The organism is Paracoccus hibiscisoli (assembly GCF_005048265.1).
GTDB classification, from domain to species: Bacteria; Pseudomonadota; Alphaproteobacteria; order Rhodobacterales; family Rhodobacteraceae; genus Paracoccus; species Paracoccus hibiscisoli.
The window spans coordinates 1-26,670 of record NZ_SUNH01000013.1; the positions used below are offsets into that span (position 1 = coordinate 1).

27 protein-coding genes and 3 pseudogenes are annotated in these 26,670 nt (G+C 65.8%); 3 read left to right on the forward strand and 27 right to left on the reverse strand.

Annotated features, from left to right (window positions below; translation table 11 throughout):
• Window positions 1-68: 68 nt before the first annotated feature.
• Window positions 69-245: pseudogene (locus FA740_RS09990) on the reverse strand (transposase); the annotation flags it as partial.
• Between the two features lie 62 nt (window positions 246-307).
• Window positions 308-421: pseudogene (locus FA740_RS09995) on the reverse strand (transposase); the annotation flags it as partial.
• Window positions 422-485: 64 nt separating this feature from the next.
• On the opposite strand from FA740_RS09995, the pseudogene FA740_RS10000 reads away from it, so the two are divergent.
• Window positions 486-1,051, forward strand: a pseudogene (locus tag FA740_RS10000) (integrase core domain-containing protein); the annotation flags it as partial.
• A gap of 472 nt (window positions 1,052-1,523) precedes the next feature.
• On the opposite strand, the gene trmB reads toward FA740_RS10000, so the two are convergent.
• The 24 genes from trmB to FA740_RS10120 form a co-directional block, all read right to left on the reverse strand.
• Window positions 1,524-2,237: a tRNA (guanosine(46)-N7)-methyltransferase TrmB gene (trmB, locus tag FA740_RS10005; protein WP_136856637.1), complete on the reverse strand. Its 714-nt coding sequence runs from the start codon at window positions 2,235-2,237 to the stop codon at window positions 1,524-1,526.
• 194 nt (window positions 2,238-2,431) lie between these two features.
• Window positions 2,432-4,108: a ribonuclease J gene (locus tag FA740_RS10010; protein WP_136856638.1), complete on the reverse strand. Its 1,677-nt coding sequence runs from the start codon at window positions 4,106-4,108 to the stop codon at window positions 2,432-2,434.
• A complete protein-coding gene (locus FA740_RS10015) occupies window positions 4,101-4,880 on the reverse strand; it encodes a type III pantothenate kinase (protein WP_136856639.1) in 780 nt (259 codons plus the stop codon). The genes FA740_RS10010 and FA740_RS10015 overlap by 8 nt, the downstream gene beginning before the upstream one ends.
• 4 nt (window positions 4,881-4,884) lie before the next feature.
• A complete protein-coding gene (locus FA740_RS10020; RefSeq protein WP_246053573.1) occupies window positions 4,885-5,619 on the reverse strand; it encodes a biotin--[acetyl-CoA-carboxylase] ligase in 735 nt (244 codons plus the stop codon).
• A gap of 25 nt (window positions 5,620-5,644) precedes the next feature.
• Window positions 5,645-7,105, reverse strand: coding sequence for an NADH-quinone oxidoreductase subunit NuoN (gene nuoN / locus FA740_RS10025; RefSeq protein WP_136856641.1), 1,461 nt, complete (start codon window positions 7,103-7,105; stop codon window positions 5,645-5,647).
• A 10-nt stretch (window positions 7,106-7,115) separates the two neighbouring features.
• Window positions 7,116-8,681 carry an NADH-quinone oxidoreductase subunit M gene (locus FA740_RS10030; protein ID WP_136856642.1) on the reverse strand — a complete coding sequence of 522 codons (1,566 nt, stop codon included), beginning with the start codon at window positions 8,679-8,681 and terminating at the stop codon, window positions 7,116-7,118.
• A gap of 1 nt (window position 8,682) precedes the next feature.
• Entirely contained in the window at window positions 8,683-10,818 is a 2,136-nt protein-coding gene (nuoL, locus tag FA740_RS10035) for an NADH-quinone oxidoreductase subunit L (RefSeq protein ID WP_136856643.1), read from the reverse strand.
• Between the two features lie 6 nt (window positions 10,819-10,824).
• Window positions 10,825-11,130, reverse strand: a complete 306-nt coding sequence (gene nuoK, locus FA740_RS10040; RefSeq protein WP_042248542.1) for an NADH-quinone oxidoreductase subunit NuoK — start codon at window positions 11,128-11,130, stop codon at window positions 10,825-10,827.
• Between the two features lie 57 nt (window positions 11,131-11,187).
• Complete coding sequence (locus tag FA740_RS10045; RefSeq protein WP_136856644.1) at window positions 11,188-11,790, reverse strand: NADH-quinone oxidoreductase subunit J; 603 nt, start codon at window positions 11,788-11,790, stop codon at window positions 11,188-11,190.
• A complete protein-coding gene (locus FA740_RS10050) occupies window positions 11,787-12,200 on the reverse strand; it encodes a carboxymuconolactone decarboxylase family protein (RefSeq protein WP_136856645.1) in 414 nt (137 codons plus the stop codon). The genes FA740_RS10045 and FA740_RS10050 overlap by 4 nt, the downstream gene beginning before the upstream one ends.
• Window positions 12,197-12,688 (reverse strand): NADH-quinone oxidoreductase subunit NuoI, encoded by a 492-nt coding sequence (nuoI, locus tag FA740_RS10055; RefSeq protein WP_136856646.1) that lies wholly within the window; start codon window positions 12,686-12,688, stop codon window positions 12,197-12,199. The genes FA740_RS10050 and nuoI overlap by 4 nt, the downstream gene beginning before the upstream one ends.
• Window positions 12,689-12,691: 3 nt before the next feature.
• Window positions 12,692-13,723 carry an NADH-quinone oxidoreductase subunit NuoH gene (nuoH, locus tag FA740_RS10060; protein WP_136856647.1) on the reverse strand — a complete coding sequence of 344 codons (1,032 nt, stop codon included), beginning with the start codon at window positions 13,721-13,723 and terminating at the stop codon, window positions 12,692-12,694.
• An 18-nt stretch (window positions 13,724-13,741) separates the two neighbouring features.
• Window positions 13,742-14,497 carry a hypothetical protein gene (locus FA740_RS10065; RefSeq protein WP_136856648.1) on the reverse strand — a complete coding sequence of 252 codons (756 nt, stop codon included), beginning with the start codon at window positions 14,495-14,497 and terminating at the stop codon, window positions 13,742-13,744.
• A 4-nt stretch (window positions 14,498-14,501) separates the two neighbouring features.
• A complete protein-coding gene (gene nuoG, locus FA740_RS10070) occupies window positions 14,502-16,514 on the reverse strand; it encodes an NADH-quinone oxidoreductase subunit NuoG (RefSeq protein ID WP_136856649.1) in 2,013 nt (670 codons plus the stop codon).
• A gap of 12 nt (window positions 16,515-16,526) precedes the next feature.
• Entirely contained in the window at window positions 16,527-16,931 is a 405-nt protein-coding gene (locus FA740_RS10075; RefSeq protein WP_136856650.1) for a DUF5333 domain-containing protein, read from the reverse strand.
• Window positions 16,932-17,032: 101 nt separating this feature from the next.
• Window positions 17,033-18,328 carry an NADH-quinone oxidoreductase subunit NuoF gene (gene nuoF / locus FA740_RS10080; RefSeq protein ID WP_136856651.1) on the reverse strand — a complete coding sequence of 432 codons (1,296 nt, stop codon included), beginning with the start codon at window positions 18,326-18,328 and terminating at the stop codon, window positions 17,033-17,035.
• 24 nt (window positions 18,329-18,352) lie between these two features.
• Complete coding sequence (locus FA740_RS10085) at window positions 18,353-18,562, reverse strand: DUF5337 domain-containing protein (protein ID WP_136856652.1); 210 nt, start codon at window positions 18,560-18,562, stop codon at window positions 18,353-18,355.
• Window positions 18,562-19,041 carry a hypothetical protein gene (locus FA740_RS10090; RefSeq protein ID WP_136856653.1) on the reverse strand — a complete coding sequence of 160 codons (480 nt, stop codon included), beginning with the start codon at window positions 19,039-19,041 and terminating at the stop codon, window positions 18,562-18,564. Before FA740_RS10090 ends, FA740_RS10085 begins: the two co-directional genes overlap by 1 nt.
• Before the next feature lie 37 nt (window positions 19,042-19,078).
• The gene (nuoE, locus tag FA740_RS10095; RefSeq protein WP_136856654.1) at window positions 19,079-19,972 is read right to left on the reverse strand and encodes an NADH-quinone oxidoreductase subunit NuoE; all 894 of its coding nucleotides are present in this window, start codon (window positions 19,970-19,972) and stop codon (window positions 19,079-19,081) included.
• Window positions 19,972-21,213, reverse strand: a complete 1,242-nt coding sequence (locus FA740_RS10100; RefSeq protein ID WP_136856655.1) for an NADH-quinone oxidoreductase subunit D — start codon at window positions 21,211-21,213, stop codon at window positions 19,972-19,974. The genes nuoE and FA740_RS10100 overlap by 1 nt, the downstream gene beginning before the upstream one ends.
• Complete coding sequence (locus tag FA740_RS10105; protein ID WP_136856656.1) at window positions 21,210-21,830, reverse strand: NADH-quinone oxidoreductase subunit C; 621 nt, start codon at window positions 21,828-21,830, stop codon at window positions 21,210-21,212. The genes FA740_RS10100 and FA740_RS10105 overlap by 4 nt, the downstream gene beginning before the upstream one ends.
• 2 nt (window positions 21,831-21,832) lie before the next feature.
• Window positions 21,833-22,366 carry a NuoB/complex I 20 kDa subunit family protein gene (locus tag FA740_RS10110; protein ID WP_136856657.1) on the reverse strand — a complete coding sequence of 178 codons (534 nt, stop codon included), beginning with the start codon at window positions 22,364-22,366 and terminating at the stop codon, window positions 21,833-21,835.
• A complete protein-coding gene (gene ndhC, locus FA740_RS10115) occupies window positions 22,357-22,674 on the reverse strand; it encodes an NADH-quinone oxidoreductase subunit A (protein ID WP_405406484.1) in 318 nt (105 codons plus the stop codon). The genes FA740_RS10110 and ndhC overlap by 10 nt, the downstream gene beginning before the upstream one ends.
• Window positions 22,675-22,866: 192 nt before the next feature.
• A complete protein-coding gene (locus FA740_RS10120; protein WP_246053581.1) occupies window positions 22,867-23,361 on the reverse strand; it encodes an SH3 domain-containing protein in 495 nt (164 codons plus the stop codon).
• 201 nt (window positions 23,362-23,562) lie between these two features.
• Here FA740_RS10120 and FA740_RS10125 point away from each other — a divergent pair, with 201 nt between their 5' ends.
• Together FA740_RS10125 and FA740_RS10130 are read left to right on the forward strand one after the other, a co-directional pair.
• Window positions 23,563-24,567, forward strand: coding sequence for a 2-hydroxyacid dehydrogenase (locus tag FA740_RS10125; protein ID WP_136856659.1), 1,005 nt, complete (start codon window positions 23,563-23,565; stop codon window positions 24,565-24,567).
• A complete protein-coding gene (locus tag FA740_RS10130; protein WP_136856660.1) occupies window positions 24,567-25,706 on the forward strand; it encodes an MFS transporter in 1,140 nt (379 codons plus the stop codon). The genes FA740_RS10125 and FA740_RS10130 overlap by 1 nt, the downstream gene beginning before the upstream one ends.
• Window positions 25,707-25,854: 148 nt before the next feature.
• Here the strand turns inward: FA740_RS10130 and panB are convergent, their stop codons facing one another.
• Window positions 25,855-26,664: a 3-methyl-2-oxobutanoate hydroxymethyltransferase gene (gene panB / locus FA740_RS10135; protein WP_136856661.1), complete on the reverse strand. Its 810-nt coding sequence runs from the start codon at window positions 26,662-26,664 to the stop codon at window positions 25,855-25,857.
• Window positions 26,665-26,670 lie beyond the last annotated feature (6 nt).

The window sequence follows — 26,670 nt, forward strand, 5'->3', positions numbered from 1 at the left end:
TCTAGCTACCACGCTGGTCCCGCAAGATGAATCCCTCACGCGATTTGTGCAACAGAGCCGGTTATAGAGGTCTTGGGCGGGCCATACTCCCTTGGCGCGTCACGCCACCGCAAGCCATTGCGGTTGACGAAGATTATGCCGCTCAGCACACGCCGGTCATCGACTCGCGGCTTGCCATGTCTCTTGGGAAAGAAGAGCTGGAGCCGCGCCATCTGCGCGTCTGTCAGCCAGAAAAGATTGCTCATCGGTCAGTCTCCTTGCGGAGCCTGAATCATGACAACGGCGCAAGATCAATGGGCCCTGACCCTAAAGTCGACAAGCCGACCCCAAGATTATCTGCAATCTGACGCCGCGATAGCCCGCTTGTCAGCGCAATACGCACCGCATCCCTGCAAAACTCATCTGTCCTGATTGTGCCCATGGTTCATCTCCTTTGCTGCACATTACGTGGTCAAAGGAGCGGCACCAAACCGTGACAAGTCCACCTGTTGCGCATCTATCGCGAGGAGCGGCTGCATGTCCGTCGCCGCGGTGGCCGCAAACGGGCGATAGGGACGCGAGCCCCGATGGCGCTTCCGCTGATGCCGAACCAGCGTTGGTCGCTCGACTTCGTGTCCGACCAGTTGACCGATGGCCGCCGCTTCCGCGTGTTGACCGTGGTCGATGACTGCACGCGGGAATGTCTCGCCCTGATCGCCGACACGTCCCTGTCCGGCGTAAGGGTCGCGCGAGAGCTGGCGATCCTGTTCGAGGCCCGCGGAAAGCCCGGAACCGTGGTCAGCGACAATGGCACCGAGTTCACCTCAAACGCGATCCTGACCTTCGCCGATGACCGCAAGATCGACTGGCATTACATCGCGCCGGGAAAGCCGACCCGAGACACGCCTTCATTGAAAGCTTCAATGGCCGTCTGCGCGACGAGCTGTTGAACGAGACGCTGTTCCCGTCCCTGAACCACGCCCGCGCTACGCTCGCGGCCTTGCGAAAGGATTACAACACCGAACGTCCCCACTCGCGCCTCGGCTGGCAGACGCCTGCCCAATTCGCCCAGACCTTCTCGCACGTCTCAGATGGATCCTCCGGAACAATCCGGTCGACGCCTAGCTCATCCTCGCAAGGCAGCGGATCAAGAAATCTAGCGCAAACACCCCGAAGCTTCCGATCGATACCTAACCTTTCAGGCCAACAGCCGCTGCAATCCAGGAATGGCGCCAAGCGCATGACGACCCTGAGGTACTGTCACGACTGGATGCTGGCGGGACAGGAGTAGCGACCATGCCTACCCGGTATGGCTCAGGCACCAAAGGTCTCATCTGTCTGCCAAACCTCTTTAAAGTCCGAAACCGCATCCGACACGTCTATCCTACGCGACAGCGAACGCGGTTGCAGGGTCACCCCAACCCAATAGCCCTAGCGCGGCGGCCCCATCTCGACGAGCCTTGACAAACAACGGGCGAAATTTAGCCACATTGAGGCGAATTTCGACAACTTGCGTGCGGGCCAAAGCCTCTACAGGCCGTCGGCTAGAGACGGCGAAAGGTGACGTAATTGGGCGGTCGTCCCTCGCGCAGGGCCTTCTGCTCATAGCGCGTGCTGATCCAGTCGTCCCACGCCACGGGCGTGTCATCGACCGTCTCGAAGCCTGCGGGCGGGACCTCCTCGCGCGTCTGGCGGATATAGTCAGGGATGTCGCTTGCCACCCGAAAGATACCGCCGGGCTGCATCACGCGCGCCAAGGGCAGCAGATGTTCGGGCGTCACAAAGCGGCGCCGGTGATGGCGCGCCTTGGGCCAGGGGTCGGGATACATCAGAAAGGCGCGCTGGACGCTGGCATCGGGCAGCACGTCCATCAGGTCACGCGCATCGCCCGGATGCACGCTGACATTGCTAACCCCCGCCGCCCGGATCTTACCCAGCAGCATCGCCACGCCGTTGATATAGGGCTCGCAGCCGATGATGTTGATGCCGGGATAGGTGGCGGCCATATGCACCATGTGCTCGCCCCCGCCGAAGCCGACCTCAAGCCAGACCGGATTGTCATTGCCGAAGATCACCCGGGGATCGACCGTCGAACGGTCAGGATTGTCCTCGACCGTGATCCCGCGTGGCCGCAGGTCGCCCAGATCCTCCGAGAGATAGCCCTTCTGGCTCTGGCGCAGGGTCTTGCCATGCCGGCGCCCGTAGAAGTTCCGGTGCGGCGGGCTCGGATCGAAGGGGGATTCGGGTGTATCGCTCATCCGCGCGGCTTGCCGCATGAGAGGCAGGTTTTCAAGCCCCCGCGCTCCGGGATTTGCGTCCCGCGGTGGCCGGGGGGCTTCGCACCCCCCGGACCCCCTGCGGTATGGCCAAGCCCCCGCCGCGATCCGCGCGACATCGGGGGGGCCGGGGGACTGGCCCCCCGGCCCGTCGCGGGACGCAACCGGGGTGCTGGTCAGTCGGCCATCAGGCGGCTGATGCTGACGGTGACCTCAGGCTTCTTGCCGATCTCCTCCATCGACACCTGGCGGGTGATCTTGCGGATCGCCTCGTCCATCTTGCCGTCGTCACGCACGGTGCGGGCATCGGCACGCTCGAGGAACTCGGACAGCTCGGCCTCGATCTGGCGGGCCAGTTCGCCGCCAGACCGCGTCCGCTCGGACAGGCCCATCAGCTCGACCCAGGCATCGGGCAGGACGTTGTCGTCCTCATCCACGATCACGCTGACCATCGCATGGCCGTTCAGCGCCATGCGAATCCGGTCGCGCACGACACCGTCCATCGACCCGATCAGCTGATTGCCGTCCAGATACAGACGCCCCGTCTCGACCTGGTCGCAGACTTTGGGGCGATCGCCCGTCAGGTCCATCATCATGCCGTTCGTCACGATCTCGGCGGTCATGCCCTTGGCGCGGGCCAGCAGCACATGCTCGCGCAGGTGCAGGTGCTCCCCGTGCATGGGGATCACGACCTTGGGCTTCAGCAGGTCGTGCATCGCCTCGATATCGGGCCGGTTCGCATGGCCCGACACGTGGTAAAGCCCGTCATCGGCATCCCAGACATCCACGCCCGCCTCACTGAAGGCGTTCATGATCCGGCCGACCGATTTCTCGTTGCCGGGAATGGTCTTGGAGCTGAACAGGAAGCTGTCGCCTTCCTTCAGCGACAGACCCAGATAGCGCCCGCGCGACAGCTGCGCGCTGGCGGCGCGGCGTTCGCCCTGGCTGCCGGTGACCAGCAGCAGCACCTTGTTGCGGGGCAGCTTGGCGGCCTCTTCCGGGCCGATCGTGTCGGGGAAATCCTTAAGCACGCCGGAATCCATCGCCACGCCGACCATGCGGCGCATGGCCCGACCCAGCAGACAGATCTTGCGCCCCGAGGCCCGCGCGGCATCCGCCAGCGTGCGCAGCCGCGCCACGTTGCTGGCGAATGTCGTGGCCACGACCATGTTCGGCTGCGCCATGACCCATTCCAAGATCGGGGTGGCCAGAACCGCCTCGGACCGACCGGGATGGGTCGAGAAGATGTTGGTGCTGTCGCAGGCCAGGACCTTGACGCCCGCACCCTCGGCCGCGATCTGGGACAGGCCCACCGGGTCAAAGGCGTCGCCCACGACCGGGGTCACGTCCATCTTGAAATCGCCCGTATGCACGATGCGACCCGCCGGGGTGTCGATGATCAGCGCGCTGCTTTCGGGGATCGAATGGCTGATCGGCACGAACTGGACGCTGAACGGGCCCAGCTCGGTCTTGGCCGGGCGGACCTCAGTGATGTTCACCACCTCGGTCGGCAGGCCGTGCTCCTCCATCTTCAGGCGGACCAGCGTCCCGGTGAAGCGGCGGGCATAGATCGGCACGTCAAGCCGCTTCCACAGATGCGCGATGGCACCGATGTGGTCCTCATGGCCGTGGGTGATGAAGATCGCCTCCAGCCGGTGGCGGTTCTTCTCCAGCCAGGTCAGGTCGGGCATGATCAGGTCTATGCCCGGGCTGCCTTCCATATCGCCGAAGGTCACCCCCAGGTCGATCAGGATCAGCCGTTCCTTGCCAGGAAGGCCATAGCCGTAGACATAGGCATTCATGCCAATTTCGCCCGCTCCGCCGAGCGGCAGATAGATCAGGCGTTCAGCCATTTCCCATCTCCTTGTTGTAATCGTGAATGAGCCGAAGCCCGTGCATCGTCAGATCGTCTTCAATTGCGTCGAACAGGTCGAACCCCTGATCGAACAATGGCGCTAGCCCGCCAGTGGCTATGACTTTCATGGTGCGGTCGCGCTCGGCGCGGATTTTACCCACGATACCGTCGACCAATCCCACATATCCCCAGAACACGCCTGACTGGATACATGCAACCGTATTCGTGCCGATGACCGTCGCGGGCCGCGTCACATCGACATGAGGCAGCGACGCCGCCCCCATGTGCAGCGCCTCCAGCGAAAGGTTCACCCCCGGCGCGATGACCCCGCCGATATAGGCGCCGTCCACATCGACCACGTCGAACGTGGTCGCGGTGCCGAAATCGACCACGATCAGGTCGGGCCCGTGGCGATCGAAGGCACCCACCGTATTGACCAGCCGGTCCGGGCCGACGGTGGTGCCCGTATCGACGCGCGGCTCGACCGGCAGCAGGCAGTCGGGTTTCCCCACCACCAGCGGGCGCGTGTCGAAATAGCGGTTGCACAGCACCCGCAGGTTGAAGACCACCCGCGGCGCCGTCGCGCTGATGATGCAGGCGTCGATCTGCAGCTCGAACTTCTGAACGGCGATCAGGGTGGACAGCCAGACGTAATACTCGTCCGCCGTGCGGCGGTGGTCGGTGCGGATGCGCCAATGCGCCAGAAACCGCGTGCCGTCCCAGATGGAAAAGACCGTATTGGTATTGCCGGTATCGATACACAGCAGCATGGGCCTAGCCCCCGAAATGGATGTCGGCGGCGGGAATCGCCTGACGGCCGCGCGGGCCGGTCAGGATCAGGGCGCCGGTCTCGTCGATGCCGTCAAAGCGGCCGGTGATGCGGTCGGTGCCGGTGCGGGCGGTGATCGTCTCGCCCAGCTTGGCGGCGCGGGCCAGCCAGGCGGTGCGGATGGGACCAAAGCCGTAAGTCGTCATCTGGCGGTGCCAGGCATCGAACTCCACCGCCAGCGCGTCCAGCAGATCGTCGGGGGTGATCAGCAACCCTGTCTCTCCGGCCAGGCTGACGGGGCGCAGGGCGTCAGGTTCGACCTGCGCCGCGTCGGGCGCGGCGGCCAGGTTGACGCCGATGCCCACGGCCAGAACGGCCACCTGCCCGCCCGCGCCGCTGCTCTCCAGCAGGATGCCGGACAGCTTGCCGCCGTTCAGCAGCACGTCATTGGGCCATTTCAGCGCCAGGTTCGGCACCGGCCCGCACAGGTCGCGCAGCGCGTCATGCACCGCCAGCGCGGCGACAAAAGACAGGCGCGCCGCATCCGACGCCCCGCCCTGAGGTCGCATCACCAGGGTCGCTGCAAGGTTTCCCGGCGGATCGGTCCAGGCCCGCCCGCGCCGCCCGCGTCCGGCCTGCTGCTGGCGCGCCATGATCCAGGCCGGTCCCGACAGGGTCGGAGCCAGGCGGAACGCCTCGGCATTGGTGCTGTCCACGCGGTCCAGGACGTGGCGCGCCACGCCCTGCGGCCATGTCGGCCCAGGGTTACCCACCCGAGGCCAGCGCCGGTCCGACCAGCGACTGCGCCGCCACGGCGGCTGCGTCGTCGATGCCCAATAGCGTGATCGACCCCAGCAGCAGCGCAAAGGCCGACACGATCAGCGCGGCGTATTGCACGGTGCCCATGCGGCTGGTCACGCCCTCGGTCTCGGTGCCGAAATACATGTAATAGACGATGCGCAGGTAATAGAACGCGCCGATCACCGAGGCGATCACCCCGGCAATCGCCAGCCAGGTCATCCCGCCATCAACCGCAGCCGTCAGCACGCCGTATTTCGCCCAGAACCCGACCAGAGGCGGCACACCCGCCAGGCTGAACATCAGCAGTAGCACGGCCATTGCCTTGAGCGGCTCGGCGCTGGCAAAGCGGTTGAGGCTGTCCATGTCGGTGACCGGACGACCGTCCCGCTCCAACGACAGGATGAAGGCGAAGGCGCCGACATTCATCACCGCATAGATCGCCATGTAGATCAGCATCGCCTGCACGCCATAGGCCGTGCCCGCCGCCAGACCGACCAGCGCAAAGCCCATATGCGCGATCGAGGAATAGGCCATCAGACGCTTGATGTTGCGCTGGCCGATGCCCGCGACCGAACCGAGGAACATCGACATCACGGCCAGGGCCGCGATGATCTGACCCCAATCGCCCGGCACGTTGCCGAAGGCGTCGAACATCAGCCGCGCGATCAGCGCCATGGCCGCGACCTTGGGGGCCGTCGCCAGGAAGGCGGTCACCGGGGTCGGAGAGCCCTCATAGACGTCGGGGGTCCACATGTGGAACGGCACGGCCGAGACCTTGAACGCCAGGCCTACCAGCAGGAAGACCAGACCGAACAGCAAGCCCATTGGCAGGTTGCCCGCCTGCACCGCCTGGATGATCCCCGAGAACTGCGTCGTCCCCGAAAAGCCGTAGACCAGCGATGCGCCGTAAAGCAACAAGCCCGAGCTGAGCGCGCCCAGAACGAAGTACTTCAGGCCCGCCTCGGAGGACTTGGCGCTCTCGCGGCGCATGGCGGCCACGACATAGAGGGCCAGCGACTGCAACTCCAGGCCCATATACAGCGTCAGCAGATCGCCCGCCGACACCATCATCATCATGCCCAGAGAGGCCAGCACGATCAGGATCGGGTATTCGAACCGCATCAGCCCGTGGCGATCCATGTAATCCGCGCTCATCGCCAGGACGGCGGCGCCCGACAGCAGGATCGTGATCTTGGCAAAGCGGCCGAAGGCGTCGTCCGTGAACATGCCGAAGAAGGCGATCTGCTGGGGACGATCGGCCAGGCCGATGAACATTGCCCCCGCCAGCAGCGCCAGCACGCTGACCCACAGGATCGGCATCGCGATGCGATCCTTGCCCAGATAGGCCCCCGCCATCAGCGCGGCCAGCGCATAGATCGCAAGCATCAGTTCGGGCAGAATGGTCGAGATATCCAAACCGGTCATCTTGCGTTCCTCAGTGGCTGACGGCGGGGCTGACGGCGGCCGAAGCCAGGTCGCCCGTCGCTGCGTCCGTGGGCAGCGCGTCGTTGTAATTCACCAGCAGCGCCTGGACCGAGGGGCCGGTGATGTCGGTGACCAGGCGCGGATAGACGCCCAGGATCAGGGTCATGGCGATCAGCGGCGCAAAGATCCAGCGCTCGCGCGGGGTCATGTCGGTGATGGTGCGCAGGCTCTCCTTGATCAGCGCGCCCATGGTGACGCGGCGATAAAGCCACAGCGCATAGGCCGCCGACAGGATCACGCCGGTCGCAGCCACGAAGGCCACCCAGGTGTTGGCGTGGAACGCGCCCATCAGGGTCAGGAACTCACCCACAAAACCCGAGGTGCCGGGCAGGCCGACATTGGCCATGGTGAAGAACATGAACACCAGCGCATAGACCGGCATCCGGTTCACGAGGCCGCCATAGGCGTCGATCTCGCGCGTGTGCATGCGGTCATAGATGACGCCCACGCAGAGGAACAGCGCCCCCGAGATGAAACCGTGCGACAGCATCTGAAAGATCGCGCCGTCCAGCCCCTGCTGGTTTGCGGCAAAGATGCCCATGGTCACGTAACCCATATGCGCCACCGACGAATAAGCGATCAGCTTCTTCATGTCCGACTGCGCCAGCGCCACCAGCGAGGTATAGACGATGGCGATGGCCGACAGCCACAGCACGAAGGGCTGCATCAGGTCGGAGGCTACCGGGAACATCGGCAGGCTGAAGCGCAGGAAGCCATAGCCGCCCATCTTCAGCAGGACCGCCGCCAGAACCACCGAACCCGCGGTCGGCGCCTGGACGTGCGCGTCGGGCAGCCAGGTATGGACCGGCCACATCGGCATCTTGACCGCGAAGCTGGCGAAGAAGGCCAGGAACAGCAGTGTCTGCATGCCACCGACGATCGTGAAGCCCATCACCGCCATGGTCTGCGACGGGAAGTCGAACTCAAGGAGCGCCGCGATGTCGGTCGTGCCCGCTGTGCGGGCCATCGCGATCATCGCCACCAGCATCAGCACCGAGCCGATGAAGGTGTAGAGGAAGAACTTGAACGAGGCATAGATGCGGTTCTTGCCGCCCCAGATGCCGATGATCAGGAACATCGGGATCAGGCCTGCCTCGAAGAACAGGTAGAACAGGATCAGGTCCAGCGCCGCGAAGACGCCGATCATCAGCCCCTCCAGCACCAGGAAGGCGATCATGTATTCCTTGACCCGGACCTTGACGTCCCAGGTGGACAGGATCGTCAGCGGCATCAGGAAGGTGGTCAGCATGATGAACAGGATCGAGATCCCGTCCACGCCCATGCGATAGCGCAGGCCCATGATCCAGGCGTGATCCTCGACGAACTGGAATCCGGTGTTCGACGGATCGAACCCGAACAGCAGGAACAGCGAGATCAGGAAGGTCGCGCTGGTCGCGATCAGGGCCAGGAACTTCGCGTTCTTCTGCGAGGCGGCGTCGTCGCCACGCAGGAACAGGGCCAGGATGCCCGCCGCGACGATCGGCAGGAAGGTGATGATCGAAAGAAGGTTCGTCATGTTATTGCGCGCCCCGCATCATCACCCAGATCAGCAAGCCCACGATGCCCAGAACCATCGCGAAGGCATAATGGAACAGATAGCCCGACTGCACCCGCCCGGCGAACCGGGTCAGGCGCGGGATGATTCCCAAGGCCAGCCCGTTGATGGCGCCGTCGATAACGGCTCCGTCACCGCCCGTCCACAGCTTGCGGCCGATCCAGCGGGCCGGACGCACGAAGATCGCGTCATAGGCCTGGTCGAAATACCACTTGTTCAGCAGGAACTGATACAGGCCGCGCTGCTGCCCGGCCAGCTGGCCGGGCAGTTCTGGGCGACGGATATACATCAGCCAGGCCAGACCGAAGCCGATCAGCATCGCGACGAAGGGCGACACCTTGACCCAGGCCGGGACGTAATGCGCGTCATGCATCACGTGGTTGTCGGGGCGCATGTAGATCGCGCCGGGGGTCACGGTAAAGGCCTCGACCTCGGCCGGGTTCTCGGCGGCGCCGGCGGCGGCGTGCAGGGCGGCGCCCTCGGGCTGCTGTGCGGGGGCCTCGGCGACGCTGCCCTCCAGCGCGGTCTCGGTCCCGGCGGCGGCGGCACCCTCGGCGTGGTCGCCGTCATGCATCGCCGCGGCCTCGATCCCGAAGAAGCGGGTGACGCCCTCCTCTTCGAAGAAGCTGTTGTACCAGATCATGCCCGCGAAGATCGATCCGAAGGCCAGCACGACCAGCGGCGCGGTCATCACGCGGGGGCTCTCATGGGCGTGGTCATGCGCATGATGGTCGCCGCGCGGCGTGCCATAGAAGGTCATGAACATCAGGCGCCAGGAATAGAAGCTGGTCATCAGGGCCGCGATCACCAGCATCCAGAAGGCATAGGTGCTGCCGACAAAGGCGCTTTCGATCACGGCATCCTTGGACAGGAAACCCGCAAAGCCGATATGGGTCAGCGGAATGCCGACGCCGGTGATGGCCAGCGTGCCGATCATCATTGCGGCAAAGGTCAGCGGGATCTTCTTCCGCAACCCGCCGTAATTCCGCATGTCCTGTTCGTGGTGCATCGCGTGGATTACCGAACCCGCGCCCAGGAACAGCATCGCCTTGAAGAAGGCATGCGTGAACAGGTGGAACATGGCCACCGAATAGACGCCGACGCCCGCCGCCACGAACATGTAGCCCAGCTGCGAACAGGTCGAATAGGCAATCACGCGCTTGATGTCGTTCTGGACCAGACCGACGGTGGCGGCAAAGAAGGCCGTGGTCGCGCCGATATAGACGATGAACATCTTGGCCTCGGGCGCGAATTCATAGAGCGGCGACATCCGGCAGACCAGGAACACGCCCGCGGTCACCATGGTCGCCGCGTGGATCAGCGCGGACACCGGGGTCGGGCCTTCCATCGCGTCGGGCAGCCAGGTGTGCAGGAACAGTTGCGCCGACTTGCCCATCGCGCCGATGAACAGCAGGATCGCCAGCACGTTGGCCGCGTTCCAGTCGCGCCACAGGAAGGTCATCTCGGTCTGGGCCAGCATCGGGACCTGGGCAAAGATCTCGTCGAACTGGATCGAGCCGGTCAGCCACCAGATGCCGAAGATGCCCAGCAGAAAGCCGAAATCGCCCACGCGGTTGACGATGAACGCCTTCATCGCGGCGGCGCCCGCCGACTGTTTCTTGTAGTAGAAGCCGATCAGAAGATAGGACGCGACGCCCACGCCTTCCCAACCAAAGAACATCTGCAGCAGGTTGTCGGAGGTCACCAGCATCAGCATCGAGAAGGTGAAGAACGACAGATAGGCGAAGAAGCGCGCCCGATAGGGCTCATCATCGGTGAAATTCTCGTCATGGGCCATGTATCCAAAGGAATACAGGTGCACCAGCGCCGAGACCGAGTTGATCACGATCAGCATGATCGCGGTCAGCCGGTCCAGGCGGATCGCCCATTCGCTGGTGAAGTCGCCCGACACGATCCAGTCCATGACCGGAATGCTTTGCGGCGCCTCCAGCGTCAGGAACACGACCCAGGACAGGGCTGCGGCGGCGAACAGGATGGCGGTGGTCAGGATCTGCGCGCCGCGCTCTCCGATCAGGCGCCAGCCGAAACCGGCGATCAGCGCACCCAGCAGGGGCGCGAACAGAATGAATTGGGCCATGGTCCCTTACCCCTTCATCACGTTGACATCTTCGACCGCGATCGTGCCGCGGTTGCGGAAGAAGACGACCAGGATGGCCAGGCCGATGGCGGCCTCGGCCGCGGCAACGGTCAGGATGAACATGGTGAAGATCTGCCCGCCCAGATCGCCTAGATGGGCCGAAAAGGCGACGAAGTTGATGTTGACCGCCAGCAGCATCAGCTCGATCGACATCAGGATGACGATGACGTTCTTGCGGTTCACGAAGATGCCGAAGATCCCGGCGACGAACAGGATCGCCCCCACGACAAGGTAATGTGTCAATCCGATCATCGTTTCAGTCCCTCCGGGTTCTTCTACCCGTTCAAATTCGTTGGCTGAGGCGCGGGCTTACAGCCCCTGCCCCGGCTTGACGTCGCGCAGCTGCATGGCCTTGGCCGGGTCACGGTGCATCTGGCGGATCACGTCCTGACGCTTGACGTTGGTGCGGTGCCGCATGGTCAGCGTGATCGCCCCGATCATCGCCACCAGCAGGATCAGTCCCGAGATCTGGAACGGCAGGATGTAGCGGTCATACAGCACCAGGCCGATGGAATTGGTGTTCAGCGCATCGGCCTGCATCGGTACGCTGCGCAGGGTCGCGGACTGGTCGCTGCTTTCCCACGCGCCATAGGCGATGGCCAGCTGCGCCAGCAGGACCAGCGCGATCAGGCCCGCCAGCGGCAGATACCGCGCGAATTCGCCCTTGAGTCGCGCGAAATCGACGTCCAGCATCATCACCACGAACAGGAACAGCACCGCCACCGCGCCGACATAGACGATGATCAGCAGCATGGCGACGAATTCGGCGCCCAGCAGGACGAACAGACCCGCCGCCGACAGGAAGGCCAGGATCAGCCACAGCACCGAATGGACCGGGTTGCGCGCCAGGACCACCATGAAGCCCGCGGTGCAGACCGAGATGGCGAACAGATAAAAGGCGAAGGTCATCATGTCTGGGGGCTCCCTTCGGATTCGGTGAATACGCCCTGGGCAATTTCCAGCGCCTTCTGCATCGCGGGAAGGCCGGCGAACATCCCCATCTGATAGATCACCTCGGCGATCTCGCGCGGGGTGGCCCCGGCCTCGATGGCGTGGCGGATCGTCATGCGCAGCTGCGGCTCGGCCAGGGCGCCCTGGACGGTCATCGCGGCGATGGTGACCAGCAGACGCGTACGCGCGTCAAGACCGTCGCGGTTGAACGTCTTGCCGAACCACATCTCCAGCATGTCGGCGGGCATGGTCGGGAACATCTTCTCGACCGCCTTGAGGTCGAAATGCTCAAGCGCGGGGTTGAAGGTCCGCGCCATCTCCTGACCCTGGGCCAGCATCTGCTGGAACATCTTGGTGAAGGGATCGGTCATCTGTAGGGCGCGTCCATGGCAAGGTTGCGCGCGATCTCGGATTCCCAACGGGCGCCGTTATCCAGAAGGCGCTGCTTGTCGTAGAACAGCTCCTCACGGGTTTCGGTGGCGAATTCGAAATTCGGCCCCTCGACGATGGCATCGACCGGGCAGGCCTCCTGGCAGAAGCCGCAATAGATGCATTTCGTCATGTCGATGTCATAGCGCGTCGTGCGGCGCGAGCCGTCGTCGCGGGGTTCGGCATCGATGGTGATTGCCTGCGCGGGGCAGATCGCCTCGCACAGCTTGCAGGCGATGCAGCGTTCCTCGCCGTTGGGATAGCGGCGCAGGGCATGTTCGCCGCGAAAGCGCGGCGACAGCGGGCCCTTTTCGTGGGGATAGTTGATCGTGGCCTTGGGCGCGAAGAAATAGCGCATACCCAGGCCGAAACCTTTGATGAAATCCACCATCAGGAAGTACTTGGTGGCGCGGACGACGTCGAAAGCCATCTTTTACACTCCTGCCCAACGGGCCCAGAAGGTCCCGAAGACTTCGTATTTCGCAAGGAAAGCCACGATCACCACCCAGCCCAAGGACAGCGGCAGGAACACCTTCCAACCGATGCGCATCAGCTGGTCGTAGCGATAGCGCGGCACGATCGCCTTCACCATGGCGAACATGAAGAACCAGAAGACCATCTTCAGGAACATCCAGATCGCCCCGTCCGGCAGTCCGGGGATGGGCGACAGCCAGCCGCCGAAGAACAGCAGGCTGATCAGCGCGCACATCAGCCACATGGCGATATATTCGCCGGCCATGAACAAAAGGTAAGGGGTGGAGGAATATTCGGTCATGAAGCCCGCGACCAGTTCGGATTCCGCCTCGGGCAGATCGAAGGGCGGGCGGTTGGTCTCGGCCAGGCAGGACACGAAGAACAGCACGACCATCGGCAGGTGCGGCAGCCAGAACCACGACAGCAGGCCCGCGCCGCGCTGCGCCTCGACGATGGCGGTCAGGTTCATCGACCCGGCCGAGATGATCACCCCGATGATGATCAGGCCGAGGCTGACCTCATAGGAAATCATCTGCGCGGCAGAGCGCAGCGAACCCAGGAACGGGAATTTCGAGTTCGATGCCCACCCGCCCATGATCACGCCGTAGACCTCCAGCGAGGAGATGGCGAAGATGAACAGGATGCCCACGTTGATGTCGGCCATCACCCAGCCCGGCGCGAAGGGAATCGCCACGAAGGCCAGCAGCGCCAGCATCATCGACAGGAAGGGCGCCAGGAAGAACACGAACTTGTCCGCGCCCGCCGGGACGACGATCTCCTTGACCACGAATTTCAGCGCGTCGGCAAAGGTCTGCAGGATGCCCCAGGGGCCGACCACGTTCGGGCCGCGACGCATCTGCACCGCCGCCCAGATCTTGCGGTCGCCATAGACCATGTAGACCAGCGACAGCATCACGAACACGATCAGCGCCAGACCCTGCGCCAGCAGGATCAGCGCGATGCCCCAGGAGGATGCCCAAAAATCAGCCATGATGCCAGTCCCTCTGCCTTACGCCGCTGGAATGCCGCGTGCGCTGCATTCGCGCAAGGTCTCTTCCGTTTCCATCACCCGCAGGCCAAGGGGCCTGCTGTCCGACATCAGGAAGGCCGATCCGATCAGCAGCTTGCCATTGCGTTTGGCCTGCAGCGTCCGGATATGCCGTCCGTAAGGGTTGCCGTTGTCCCTGGCCCACCCGGCCAATGCGCAGGTGGCATACGAGAACGCGATATCCGCGTCCACCCCCTGACGCAGATTGGCCGTCACCTCGACCAGATCGGCGCCGGGCCCCTGGTTCAGCGTCACCACCTTGACCGCCAGAAACACCTCGGGGTCGATCTCGGCGTGCGGGGCGATCACCGGCAGGGCCGGCGCGGTGCGCGCGGCAAAGGCCTCGATCGCCTTTTCCTGCGCCGTGGGGCCGCGGGGCGCGCGGGCCACCGGGGCCAGCCCCGCGAAACTGAGGTCCAGATTGGCGTTCAGCGCGGCCAGATCGGCCTCGGTCACCTGAAAGGCGTCACGACCGCCGGGGCTGTCCAGATCCATCGTGGTGACGCTGCCGTCATCCTCCAGAATCTGGATCTCGCCCGATTGGGTCGAAATGCGCGCCCGACCCAGGCCCTTGGTGCCCGCCACCGTGGCGGTCACCTGCGCGGGCTTGGCGCGCGGGCGGTCATCCGGCGCGACGTCCGACATGGAACAGCCCCCCAGCGTCAGCACGGCCCCGGTCAGGGCCGCCGCACTCCAGTGCCGGAACCGGGCGGGCATCGCCCTACTCCGCCGCAAGCGCCGGCGCGAGGCGCGCGGCGGCCATGCGCGACAGCTCTCCCATCAGGGGCGAGCTGCGGGCGATCGGGTTCGTCAGATAGAAATCGCGAACCGGGTTCACAAAGCTGGCCTGTCCCAGATCACGGCGCGGCAGAGGCTGCCAGTCGCTTTCGACGACCTGACCGACCTGGCCCAGATGCGGCACGGCCTCGACCAGCTTGCGGCGCAGCTGCGGCAGGCTGTCCCAAGGCAGCGTCTGGCCCAGCTCGGCCGACAGGGCGCGCAGGATGGCCCAGTTCTCCTTGGCCTGACCCGGCGCGAAATTGGCGCGCATGGCCAGCTGGGGACGGCCTTCGGTGTTCACGAAGAGGCCCATCTCCTCGGTATAGCAGGCGGCGGGCAGGATGATGTCCGCGCGATGCGCGCCCCGGTCACCATGGCTGCCCTGATAGATCACGACGGGACCGGCGGCGATGTCGACCTCATCGGCGCCCAAGTTGAAGATCACCTGCGCGCCTTCGATGGCCGCCGTCAGGCCGCCCTCGGTGACGGCACCGACATCCATGGCGCCCACGCGGCCCGCGGCGGTGTGCAGGACCAGCAGGCGTCCCCCGGTCGCCTCGGCCAGGGCCTGTGCGGCGGCCAGCACGGCCTCTCCATCGGCCTCGCGCAGGGCGCCCTGCCCCAGGATCACCAGACCCGGAACCTCGGCCGGCTCGGCGCGGTCCAGCAGGGCGGACAGCGCGGCGCGGTCGGTGCCCGCGTGGTCATAGTTAAAGGTCAGGTCGATCGCCTGACCCACGACCGTCACTTGCGCCCCCCGCGCCCAGGCCCGGCGCAGGCGCGCGTTCAGCACGGCGGCCTCGTCACGCGGGTTGGTGCCGATGAGCACGATCGAGCCCGCCGTGTCGATATCCTCGATCACCGCATTGCCGACATAGCCGGACCGGTTGCCCGCCGGCAGGCGCGCCCCGTCGGTGCGGCATTCGACCGAACCGCCCAAGGCTTCGACCAGGGTCTTGAGGCTGAAGGCTGCCTCCACCGGGGCCAGATCACCGATCAGGCCCGCAACCTTTCCGCCCTGCATCGCGCGGGCGGCGGCACTCAGCGCCTCGGGCCAGGTGGCCGGGCGCAGGCGGCCGTTCTCGCGCAGATAGGGCGTGTCCAGCCGCTGGCGACGCAGACCGTCCCAGACGAAACGCGTCTTGTCGCTGATCCATTCCTCGTTCACGGCGTCATGGTTGCGCGGCAGGATGCGCATCACTTCGCGGCCCTTGGTGTCCACGCGGATCGCGCTGCCGATGGCGTCCATCACGTCGATGGACTCGGTCTTGGTCAGCTCCCACGGGCGGGCGGTGAAGGCATAGGGCTTGGAGACCAGCGCGCCCACCGGGCAGAGGTCGATAATGTTGCCCTGCAGGTTCGAGGCCAGCGTCTGGTTCAGATAGGAGGTGATCTCGCTGTCCTCGCCCCGGCCGGTCTGACCCATCTGGGTGATGCCCGCGACCTCGGTCGTGAAGCGCACGCAGCGGGTGCAGCTGATGCAGCGGGTCATGTGCGTCTCGACCAGCGGGCCCAGGTTCAGCTCCTCGGAGGCGCGCTTGGGCTCGCGATAGCGGCTGAAATCCACGCCATAGGCCATCGCCTGGTCCTGCAGGTCGCATTCGCCGCCCTGGTCGCAGATCGGGCAGTCCAGCGGATGGTTGATCAGCAGGAACTCCATCACGCCCTCGCGGGCCTTCTTGACCATCGGGCTGTTGGTGCGAATCTCGGAGGGCGCGCCCTCGGGGCCGGGACGCAGGTCCTTGACCTGCATCGCGCAGCTGGCGGCGGGCTTGGGCGGGCCGCCCACGACCTCGACCAGGCACATCCGGCAATTGCCCGCGATGGACAGGCGCTCATGATAGCAGAAACGCGGAATCTCGATCCCGGCCTGCTCGCAGGCCTGGATGAGGGTCAGGTTGGGATCGACCTGGATTTCGGCGCCGTCGATCTTGATCGTCCGCAATTCGGCCATGAACTTACATCCTTATCTGGCACTCAGCAGCGATCCTGCGACCGTCTGCCGTGCGATTTCGTCCCGCCCGAGGCGGCAAAAAGTCTCCGGTTGCCCGTTCACGACGCCGTTTTCGACCATATAGCGATCCGCCTCTGCGTAGATACGCTGGCGATCCGCGCGGCTGTCAAGAAAAGCGTCGATCTGGGCCTCGGAATAGCCCTGGTTGCGGGCATGGCGTTTCAGGGCGCGCGCCTCGCTGAAGGCGCGCACCAGCCGCGCGTCGATGCTGGGGCAGTTGCGGCGCACCACATCCGCGACACGGGCCTGGACCAGGCGGTCGTTGACATAGGCGTTCTGCGACAGCGGCTCCAGCGCGGCGGCCGGGGTGGTCAGGGTGGCGAAGGCCAGGGCGGCGGCGATCAGAGGGCGTTTCATGGCAGCATCCTTTCGGGGGTTACGTGTCGCCACATAACCACCCGCCGGGCGCATCGCCCGACACAAGCCCGTGCGGGCCGCGTGATGTGCCAGCCTTGTCATCACTCGGCCGCAAGCGCGCCCATGCGCCCGGTCTTCTTCGCCTTCAGGCGATCCTCGATCTCGCCGCGGAAGTTGCGGATCAGGCCCTGGATCGGCCAGGCGGCCGCATCGCCCAGGGCGCAGATGGTGTGACCCTCGACCTGCTTGGTGACGTCCAGCAGCATGTCGATCTCCTCGACCTCGGCCTCTCCGGAGACAAGGCGCGCCATGACACGCATCATCCAGCCGGTGCCCTCGCGGCAGGGCGTGCACTGGCCGCAGCTTTCATGCTTGAAGAAGGCCGACAGCCGCCAGATCGCCTTAATGATGTCGGTGGACTGATCCATCACGATCATGCAGCCGGTGCCGAAACTGGATTTCAGCTCGCGCATGCCGTCATAATCCATGATGGCGTTCTCGCACTGCTCGGCGGTCAGCACCGGGCAGGAGGCGCCGCCGGGGATCACCGCCTTGAGGTTCTTCCAGCCGCCGCGGACGCCGCCGCCATGCTTCTCGATCAGCTCCTTCATGCTGATCGACATGGATTCCTCGATCACGCAGGGGGCATTCAGGTGGCCGGTCAGGCCGAACAGCTTGACGCCCGCATTGTTCGGACGGCCAAAGCCCGCGAACCACTCCGGCCCACGCCGCAGGATGGTCGGCACCACCGCGATGGATTCGACGTTGTTCACCGTGGTCGGGCAGCCATACAGGCCCGCGCCCGCCGGGAAAGGCGGCTTCATCCGGGGCATGCCCTTCTTGCCCTCCAGGCTCTCCAGCAGGGCGGTTTCCTCGCCGCAGATATAGGCGCCGGCGCCGTGATGCAGGTACAGGTCGAAATCCCAGCCCGACCCGGCCGCATTCACGCCCAGAAGGCCCGCGTCATAGCATTCGTCGATGGCGGCCTGCAGGGCCTCCTTCTCGCGGATGTATTCGCCGCGCAGATAGATGTAGCAGACATGCGCGTTCATCGCGAAGGCAGCGATCAGCGCGCCCTCGATCAGAGTGTGCGGATCATGGCGCATGATCTCGCGGTCCTTGCAGGTCGCGGGTTCGGATTCATCGGCGTTGATCACCAGATAGCTGGGCCGCCCGTCCGATTCCTTGGGCATGAAGGACCATTTCAGACCGGTCGGAAAGCCCGCCCCGCCGCGCCCGCGCAGCCCCGAGGCCTTGACCTGCTCGATGATCTTGTCGCGCCCGCGGCCGATGATGTCGCCGGTGCCGTCCCAATGGCCGCGCCGCTGCGCGCCCGCCAGGCTGCGGTCGCCCATGCCATACAGGTTGGTGAAAATGCGATCCTGGTCTTTCAGCATCCGATTGGTCCTTTATTCCCGGCGTCACGCATTCCTGCGCCGCCAGATACGCCAGGTCACGATCAGCGACCAGACAAATCCGCCCATGGCGGCAAGGTCGGCCAGAAAGGCCCATTGCGCCGCCCAGTCATAGTGCCGCCCGATCGCCTGCACGGCGAGCCAGCCCAGCATGGTCACCGCGATCACGATCGCGACCAGCCGCATCTGGCGGGCATCCTGGTCGGGACGCGTCATCACGCCCCCGCCCGGTCGGCAATCAGCGCGCGCGCCTGCCCGACCCAGTCATCGTTCCTGATCCGCGCCGCGCCGCGCCCGATCTCGACCGCGATGCGGTCGATCTGCGCGTCGTCCCACGCGGCGATCTGGTCCAGCCGGGTCACGCCCACCTGGTTCAGACCCTCAGCCACCTTGGGGCCGATGCCCCGGATCGCGCGCAGATCATCCTGCGGCAGGTCGTCCTGCGGCACCTCGGGCACGGCCGGTGCCGCAACCGCGACAGGCTGTGCGACCTGCACGACCGGGGGCGCGAATGCGGTGCCGTCCATTGGCGCGGGCCCCTGATCGACCAGCCAGTGCAGCAGCGCGGCCAGCAGGATCCCGGTCAGCACCCCCAGCAGCAGCGCCGCCAGCCAGCCCGCCTGCCCGAACAGGCCAAGGCCCAGAAGGACCAGCAGTGCCGCGACGGCTCCGGTGGTTCTGGTGGCGGCTGTCATGGGCTGGGCGTCCTTTCCTGGCGGGTGTGGGTGGGGTCTAGTCGCGGTCCTTGTCGTCCTGTCTGACCTCGGCGGGTTCGCGTTTCGAGACGGGACGCGCGGCGGAACTGGCCTGCGCCTCCTGCTCGGTCACGCCGGTCGAATCGACGGGCGCACCGTCGGACGGGCGCGGCTCATGCTCGGGGGCGGTGTCGACACCGGATTGATCGTCGCTGGCGGCCTCGGGCTTGCGGCGCCATTTGGTCAGGATCGGCGCCTCGGTCCCGTCGATCCGCTTCAGCGTCTCGCCCAGAACGGTGGCCAGCTGGACGCTGGCATTGTGCCCTTCCTGACCCTTCAGATCGGCCAGGCTGGTCAACCCGCTGGCAGGCTCGGACGCAAAACGGCCGGTCTGTGATCCCGGCACCGGAACCTCGCCAGCGGACATGCGGTCGATCAGCGCCTCCAGGCTTTCGGGGGTCAGATCCTCATAGTAATCCTTGCCGATCTGGGCCATCGGCGCATTGGCGCAGGCGCCCAGGCACTCGACCTCTTCCCAGCTGAACTTGCCGTCGGCGGACAGCGTGTGGGGGGTCGGCGCGATCTTGCGCTTGCAGACCGCGACCAGATCCTCGGCGCCGCAGATCATACAGGTCGTGGTGCCGCAGATCTGGATATTGGCCACCGTTCCAACCGGTTGCAGCTGGAACATGAAGTAGAATGTCGCCACCTCCAGCGCCCGGATATAGGCCATGCCCAGAAGGCCCGCGCAATATTCGATGGCCGGACGGGACAGCCAACCCTCCTGCTCTTGGGCGCGCCACAGGATCGGGATGATCGCCGATTGCTGGCGACCTTCGGGGTATTTGGTGATCTGTGCCTGCGCCCATTCCAGATTGGCGGGCGTGAAGGCGAAACTGTCCGGCTGGACGGGGTGCAGGCGGCGCAGCATCAGCGGTCAACCTCTCCGAAGACGATATCCTGGGTTGCGATCAGGGCCGGCACGTCGGCCAGCAAGTGACCCTTGGACATCCAGTCCATGGATTGCAGGTGCAGGAAGCCCGGCGCGCGCAGCTTGGCGCGATAGGGCTTGTTGGTGCCGTCGCTGACCAGATAGACGCCGAATTCGCCCTTGGGCGCCTCGACGGCGGCATAGACCTCTCCGGCGGGGACGCGGAAGCCTTCGGTATACAGCTTGAAGTGGTGGATCAGGCTTTCCATGTCGCGCTTCATGTCGGCGCGCTTGGGCGGGGTCAGCTTGCCGCGGGCCAGAACCTCTCCCGGTCCCTCAGCGCGCAGCTTGGTGATCGCCTGGCGCATGATCGAGGTCGATTCGCGCATCTCCTGCATCCGGCACAGGAAGCGGTCATAGCAGTCGCCATTCGTCCCGACCGGGATCTTGAAATCGAATTCGTCATAGCATTCATAAGGCTGGCTGCGGCGCAGATCCCAGGCCATGCCCGATCCGCGCACCATCACGCCCGAGAATCCCCAGTCCAGCGCATCCTGTTCGGACACGATGCCGATATCGACCAGGCGCTGCTTGAAGATCCGGTTCTCGGTCAGCAGCGTGTCCAGATCGTCCAGCACCTTGGGGAAATGGTCGCACCATTCCTCGATATCGTCCAGCAGCTCCGGCGGCAGGTCCTGATGGACGCCACCCGGCCGGAAATAGGCCGCGTGCAGACGCGCGCCCGAGGCCCGCTCGTAGAAGATCATCAGCTGCTCGCGCGCCTCGAAGCCCCAGAGCGGCGGCGTCAGCGCGCCCACGTCCAGCGCGCCCGTGGTCAGGCCCAACAGGTGGTTCAGGATGCGGCCGATCTCGGAATACAGGACCCGGATCAGGCTGGCGCGGCGCGGCACGACGGTGCCGGTCAGACGCTCGATCGCCAGGCACCAGGCGTGCTCCTGGTTCATCGGGCTGACGTAATCCAGCCGGTCGAAATAGGGCAGGTTCTGCAGATAGGTGCGGCTTTCCATCAGCTTTTCGGTGCCACGATGCAGCAGGCCGATATGCGGGTCGGCGCGCTCGACGACCTCGCCGTCCAGCTCCAGCACCATGCGCAGCACGCCATGCGCCGCCGGGTGCTGGGGACCGAAGTTGATGTTGAAGTTGCGGATGCGCTGTTCGCCGGTCAGCAGATCCTCGCTGCCGTCGTCATAGCTGTTCACGCGGATGTCGCCGTCCATCATTTCGCAGCCCCCTTCTCATCACCCGGCAGGGCGTATTGCACACCCTCCCACGGCGAGAGGAAATCGAATTGGCGATATTCCTGAACCAGGCTGACGGGTTCGTAGATGACGCGCTTTTCGGCGTCGTCATAGCGAACCTCGACATAGCCGGTGGTCGGGAAATCCTTGCGCAGCGGATGGCCCGAAAAACCGTAATCGGTCAGGATGCGGCGCATGTCCGGGTGGCCCGTGAACAGGATGCCGAACATGTCGAAGATCTCGCGCTCGAACCAGTTGGCGGCGGGAAAGATACCGGTCAGCGTGGGCAGCATCTCATCCTCGCGGACGCTGACCTTCACGCGGATGCGCTGGTTCTGGTACATCGACAGGAAGTGCCAGACCACGTCGAAGCGCTGCTGGCGCGACGGGTAATCGACGGCGGTGATGTCGACCAGGGTCGAGAACCGGCAGCTGTTGTCGCCGCGCAGGAAATCCAGCAGGTCCAGGATGCCGCTGGCCGTGGCGGTCACGGTCAGCTCGCCAAAGGCCACGTCGGTGCCGATGACCTCGTTGGGGCGGCGCAGCTTGATATGCTCGGCCAGCTGGTCCAGCGCGTCGGGATCGGTATAGGTCGCCATGATCACCTCACCAGCGTGCCGGTGCGCCGGATGCGGCGCTGAAGTTGCAAGATGCCGTACAGCAGCGCCTCGGCGGTCGGCGGGCAGCCGGGGACATAGATGTCCACGGGCACGATCCGGTCGCAGCCGCGCACCACGGAATAGCTGTAATGGTAATAGCCGCCGCCATTGGCGCAGCTGCCCATGCTGATGACGTAACGCGGCTCGGGCATCTGGTCATAAACCTTGCGCAGCGCCGGAGCCATCTTGTTGGTCAGCGTGCCGGCGACAATCATCAGGTCCGACTGGCGCGGAGAGGCGCGCGGCGCGGTCCCGAAACGCTCCAGGTCATAGCGCGGCATCGAGGTCTGCATCATCTCGACCGCGCAGCAGGCCAGACCGAAGGTCATCCAGTGCAGCGAGCCGTTGCGCGCCCAGTTGATGATGTCCTCGGTCGTGGTCAGCAGGAAGCCCTTGTCCTGCAGCTCCGCGTTCAGGGCCTTGGTCGCGAATTCGCGATCGGGTCCGGCGGTGTTCGCTCCTGCCATCACGCCCATTCCAACGCTCCCTTCTTCCATTCATAGGCAAAGCCCACGGTCAGCACGCCCAGGAAGACCATCATGGACCAGAAGGCCGTCTCGCTGATCGCCTGGAAGCTGACGGCCCAGGGGAACAGGAACGCGACCTCAAGGTCGAAGATGATGAACAGGATCGACACCAGATAGAATCGCACGTCGAATTTCATCCGCGCGTCATCGAACGGGTTGAAGCCCGATTCATAGGCGCTGACCTTTTCGGGGTCGGGATTGCGCACGGCAATGACGAAGGCGGAAAGCAGCAAGATCAGCGCAAGCGCCGAGGCCATCGCCGCGAAGACGAGGATGGGCAGATAATCCTGCGTTATGTTTTGCACGGGTGACGATCCCCTTGTCGGTCGCGGGGATCAGTGGCTGCGCCCCGCGACGGGTTTGGCTGTGTGCGGTTTAGACCCGGCGCGTGCCGGGGTCAACGGGCGCGGGGCCCGGAAAGCGCGGCGAATTGTTGCAATCCGATGCGTTCAGTCGCGGATTTCGGCCGCGTCCACGCCCCATATCGTCGTCTTGGGCACCCAGCCCCGCTGACCGCCCCCCGACACGCGGCACCAGTCGGGCTGGCATTCGTTCAGCCGCAGGATGGCGCCCATCTCGGCCCGGGCGACGATGTCGGCATCCGGGTTCGGGCGGGTCCGCAGCTCCAGCATGTCCTGGGTCACCAGCGCGGTCCGCACCCCCGACAGCAGCGCGTAATGCACCCAGCCCCCGGCGCCGTCCTTGTCCTCGACCCGGCGCCAATGCCCGAACTCGGCTACTACGCGCAGCGGCATGCCCGCATGGCGGAACACCCAGTCGATGCGGTGCGACAGGCTGGGGCCGCGCCGGGCATTGCCCTCGTTGCCCTTGAGGCTGACATAGCGGGGCAGCGGCAGGTTGGTGACCGCGCCGCGCTGTTCGGGGGCGCCCTGGCTTTGCGGGGGGACCGCCTGCGCCGTGGCGGGGGCCGATGTCAGCCCCATCGCGATCATCGCCGCAACCGCAAGGGCCACCCTTGCGCCTGTCCTGCCTGGCCGTGCCGTCATGCGTTGTCCGATCCTGTCCTGCTGCAAGGGCACGCGCCCTCTGGGGTCTTGTGCCTGCCCCTCAACGCGGGCAGTTTGCCAAAAGCGTCACCCGATGGGAAGGGCGTGCCGACAAGCTTGTGACACAGTGAGGTGACCATGCCCGCCACCCCCGCCACCCCGCGCACCCGGCTGCGCGTCGCCGTGACCCGCCGCCTGCCCGAAGCGGTCGAGACCCGCATGTCCGAGCTGTTCGACGTGGCCCTGCGCGACGACGACCGCAAGCTGTCCGCGGACGAGCTGGTGTCCCTGATGCAGGGCGCGGACGTGATCGTGCCCACCGTCACCGACCAGATCACCGCCGCCATGCTGGCCCGTGCGGGCGAGCGGCTGAAGCTGATCGCCAATTTCGGCGCGGGCGTGGACCATATCGACGTGCTGTCGGCCCGTCAGCGCGGCGTGCTGGTCAGCAACACCCCCGGCGTCGTGACCGAGGACACCGCCGACATGACGCTGGCGTTGATCCTGGCCGTGACCCGCCGCATCCCCGAGGGCCTGGCAGAGATGCAGGCCGGGCGCTGGCAGGGCTGGTCGCCCACCGCGCATCTGGGCGGGCGCGTGGGCGGTCGGCGTCTTGGCATCCTGGGCATGGGCCGGATCGGCCAGGCGGTGGCGCGCCGCGCCAACGCCTTCGGCATGCAGGTCCATTACCACAACCGCAAGCGCCTGCGCCCCGAGATCGAGGAAGCGCTGCAGGCGACCTATTGGGAAAGCCTGGACCAGATGCTGGCCCGCATGGATGTGGTCAGCGTGAACGCGCCCCACACGCCCTCCACCTTCCATCTGCTGAACGCGCGGCGGCTGAAGCTGATGAAGCCGTCGGCGGTGATCGTGAACACCTCGCGCGGCGAGGTCATCGACGAGAACGCCCTGACGCGGATGCTGCGCGCGGGCGAAATCGCGGGCGCGGGCCTTGACGTGTTCGAGCATGGCCATGAGATCAACCCCCGCCTGCGCGAACTGCCCAACGTGGTCCTGCTGCCCCATATGGGCAGCGCCACGGTCGAGGGCCGCGCCGAGATGGGCGAGAAAGTCATCATCAACATCAAGACCTTCGCCGACGGGCACAGGCCGCCGGATCTGGTCGTTCCGGCCATGCTGTAATGATCCGCTGGTCGGTTTCGGCCCTGTTCTTGGTGAACGGGATGCTGATCGGCAGCTGGGCGCCGCGCATCCCCGTGCTGATGGACCGCCTGGACATCACCGAGGCGCGGGCCGGGCTGATCGTGCTGGCCCTGGGGCTGGGCTCGCTGTGCGTGATGCCCCTCTTTGGGGCGATGGTGGCGCGGGCCGGATCGGCGCGGGCGGTGCGGCTGGCGGCCTGGCTGGCGGCGCCGTCGATGATCTGGATCTCGGTTGCGCCGACCTACTGGTCGGTGGCGGCGGCGGTGGCGCTGTTCGGCGGGCTGGCGGGCGGCATGGATGTCGCGATGAATGCCAATGCCGTGGCGGTCGAACGCGCGCGGGGCCGGGCGATCATGTCGTCCTGCCACGGGTTCTGGAGCCTGGGGGCCTTTGCGGGCGCGGGCGCCGGGGGCTGGGTCATCCAGCAGTTCGGAGAGGTTTTTCATGGGGTTGCGGTGGCAACCGTCTTTGCGCTGGTGCTGCTCTGGGCGCAGGGGCGACTGGTTCAGGACGCGCCTGCCCCGGATGCGCCCCGCGCGCCCCTGCGCCTGCCGCGCAGCCCCCTGCCCTGGCTGCTGGGGGTGATTGCGCTGACCGCCATGATCCCCGAGGGCGCGATCCTGGACTGGGCCGCCGTCTATCTGCAGCGCGAGATGGGCGCGTCGATCGCGCTGGCGGGCTGGGGCTTTGCGGCCTGCGCGGCGACGATGGCGGTGATGCGGTTTCTGGGCGATGGGCTGCGGCGGCAGTTCGGCGCGGTCACGACGCTGCGCGCCAGCACGGGCGTGGCCATGGCCGGGCTGGCGCTGGCGGGGCTGTCGGCCACGCCGGGGCCAGCGATTGCGGGCTTTGCGCTGGCGGGCATCGGCATCGCGAACATGGTGCCCATCGCGTTTTCGGCAGCCGGGAACGTACCCGGGCTGGCCGCCGGGATGGGCCTGTCGGTGGTCACGATGATGGGCTATTCCGGCATCCTGCTGGCGCCCGGCAGCATCGGCTTTCTGGCCGAGCGGATTGGCCTGGGGGTCATCTATACGGGTCTGGCGGCGCTGCTGCTGATCCCGCTGGCGCTGTCGCATCTGGCCCGCACCGCCGATTTCGACGCGCAACGCGGCTGAGCGCGTTGCACCGCGTCACCGCGCAACGCCCCCGGCGCGCAGGGCCGCGAAGGGCCAGCAAAAGCTGGCGATCGGGCCGCACGGGGCATGCACCGCGCAGGCACAGCATGTGCACAGCCTGTACACCGCTTGCGCGCGTTGCGCGGGATCAGCGATACAGCTCGGCCTCGGCCGGAAAGCTGCGGTCGCGGACGGCGTCGGCATAGGCGGCGATGGCCTGATCGGCCGAGGCGCCCAGATCGCCAAAGCGGCGCACGAAACGCGGCACCCGGCCCGACAGGCCCAGCATGTCGTCCAGCACCAGGATCTGGCCGTCGCAGCGGGCCGAGGCGCCGATGCCGATGGTCGGCACCGTCACCGCATCGGTGATCTGATCGGCCAGGGCCTCCATCACGCCCTCGACCACGATGCTGAAGGCGCCCGCATCGGCGACCGCGCGGGCATCCTCGACAAAGGCGGGCCAGGTGGCGGGGTCGCGGCCCTGCGTCTTGAAACCGCCCATCGTGTTCGTGGCCTGGGGCGTCAGGCCGATATGGGCCATGACGGGGATGCCGCGATCGACCAGGAAACGGATGGTGGGGGCCATGCGGGCGCCCCCCTCCAGCTTGACGGCGCCGGCGCCGGTCTCTGCCATCACGCGGGCGGCGTTGCGGAAGGCAATCGCAGGCGATTCCTCGTAACTCCCGAAGGGCATGTCGATCACCACCATCGCGCGGTTCGATCCGCGCATGACGGCCTGGCCGTGCAGGATCATCATTTCCAGCGTGACGCCGATGGTCGAGGGCAGGCCGTGGACCACCATCCCCAGGCTGTCGCCCACCAGAATCACATCGGCATGGGCATCGACCAGGGCGGCCATGGGCGCGGTATAGGCGGTCAGCGCGACGATGGGGGTCGCGGCCTTGCGGGCGGCGATCTGGGGCGCGGTGATGCGTTTGACGGGGGCTTGCGCGGACATAGGGTC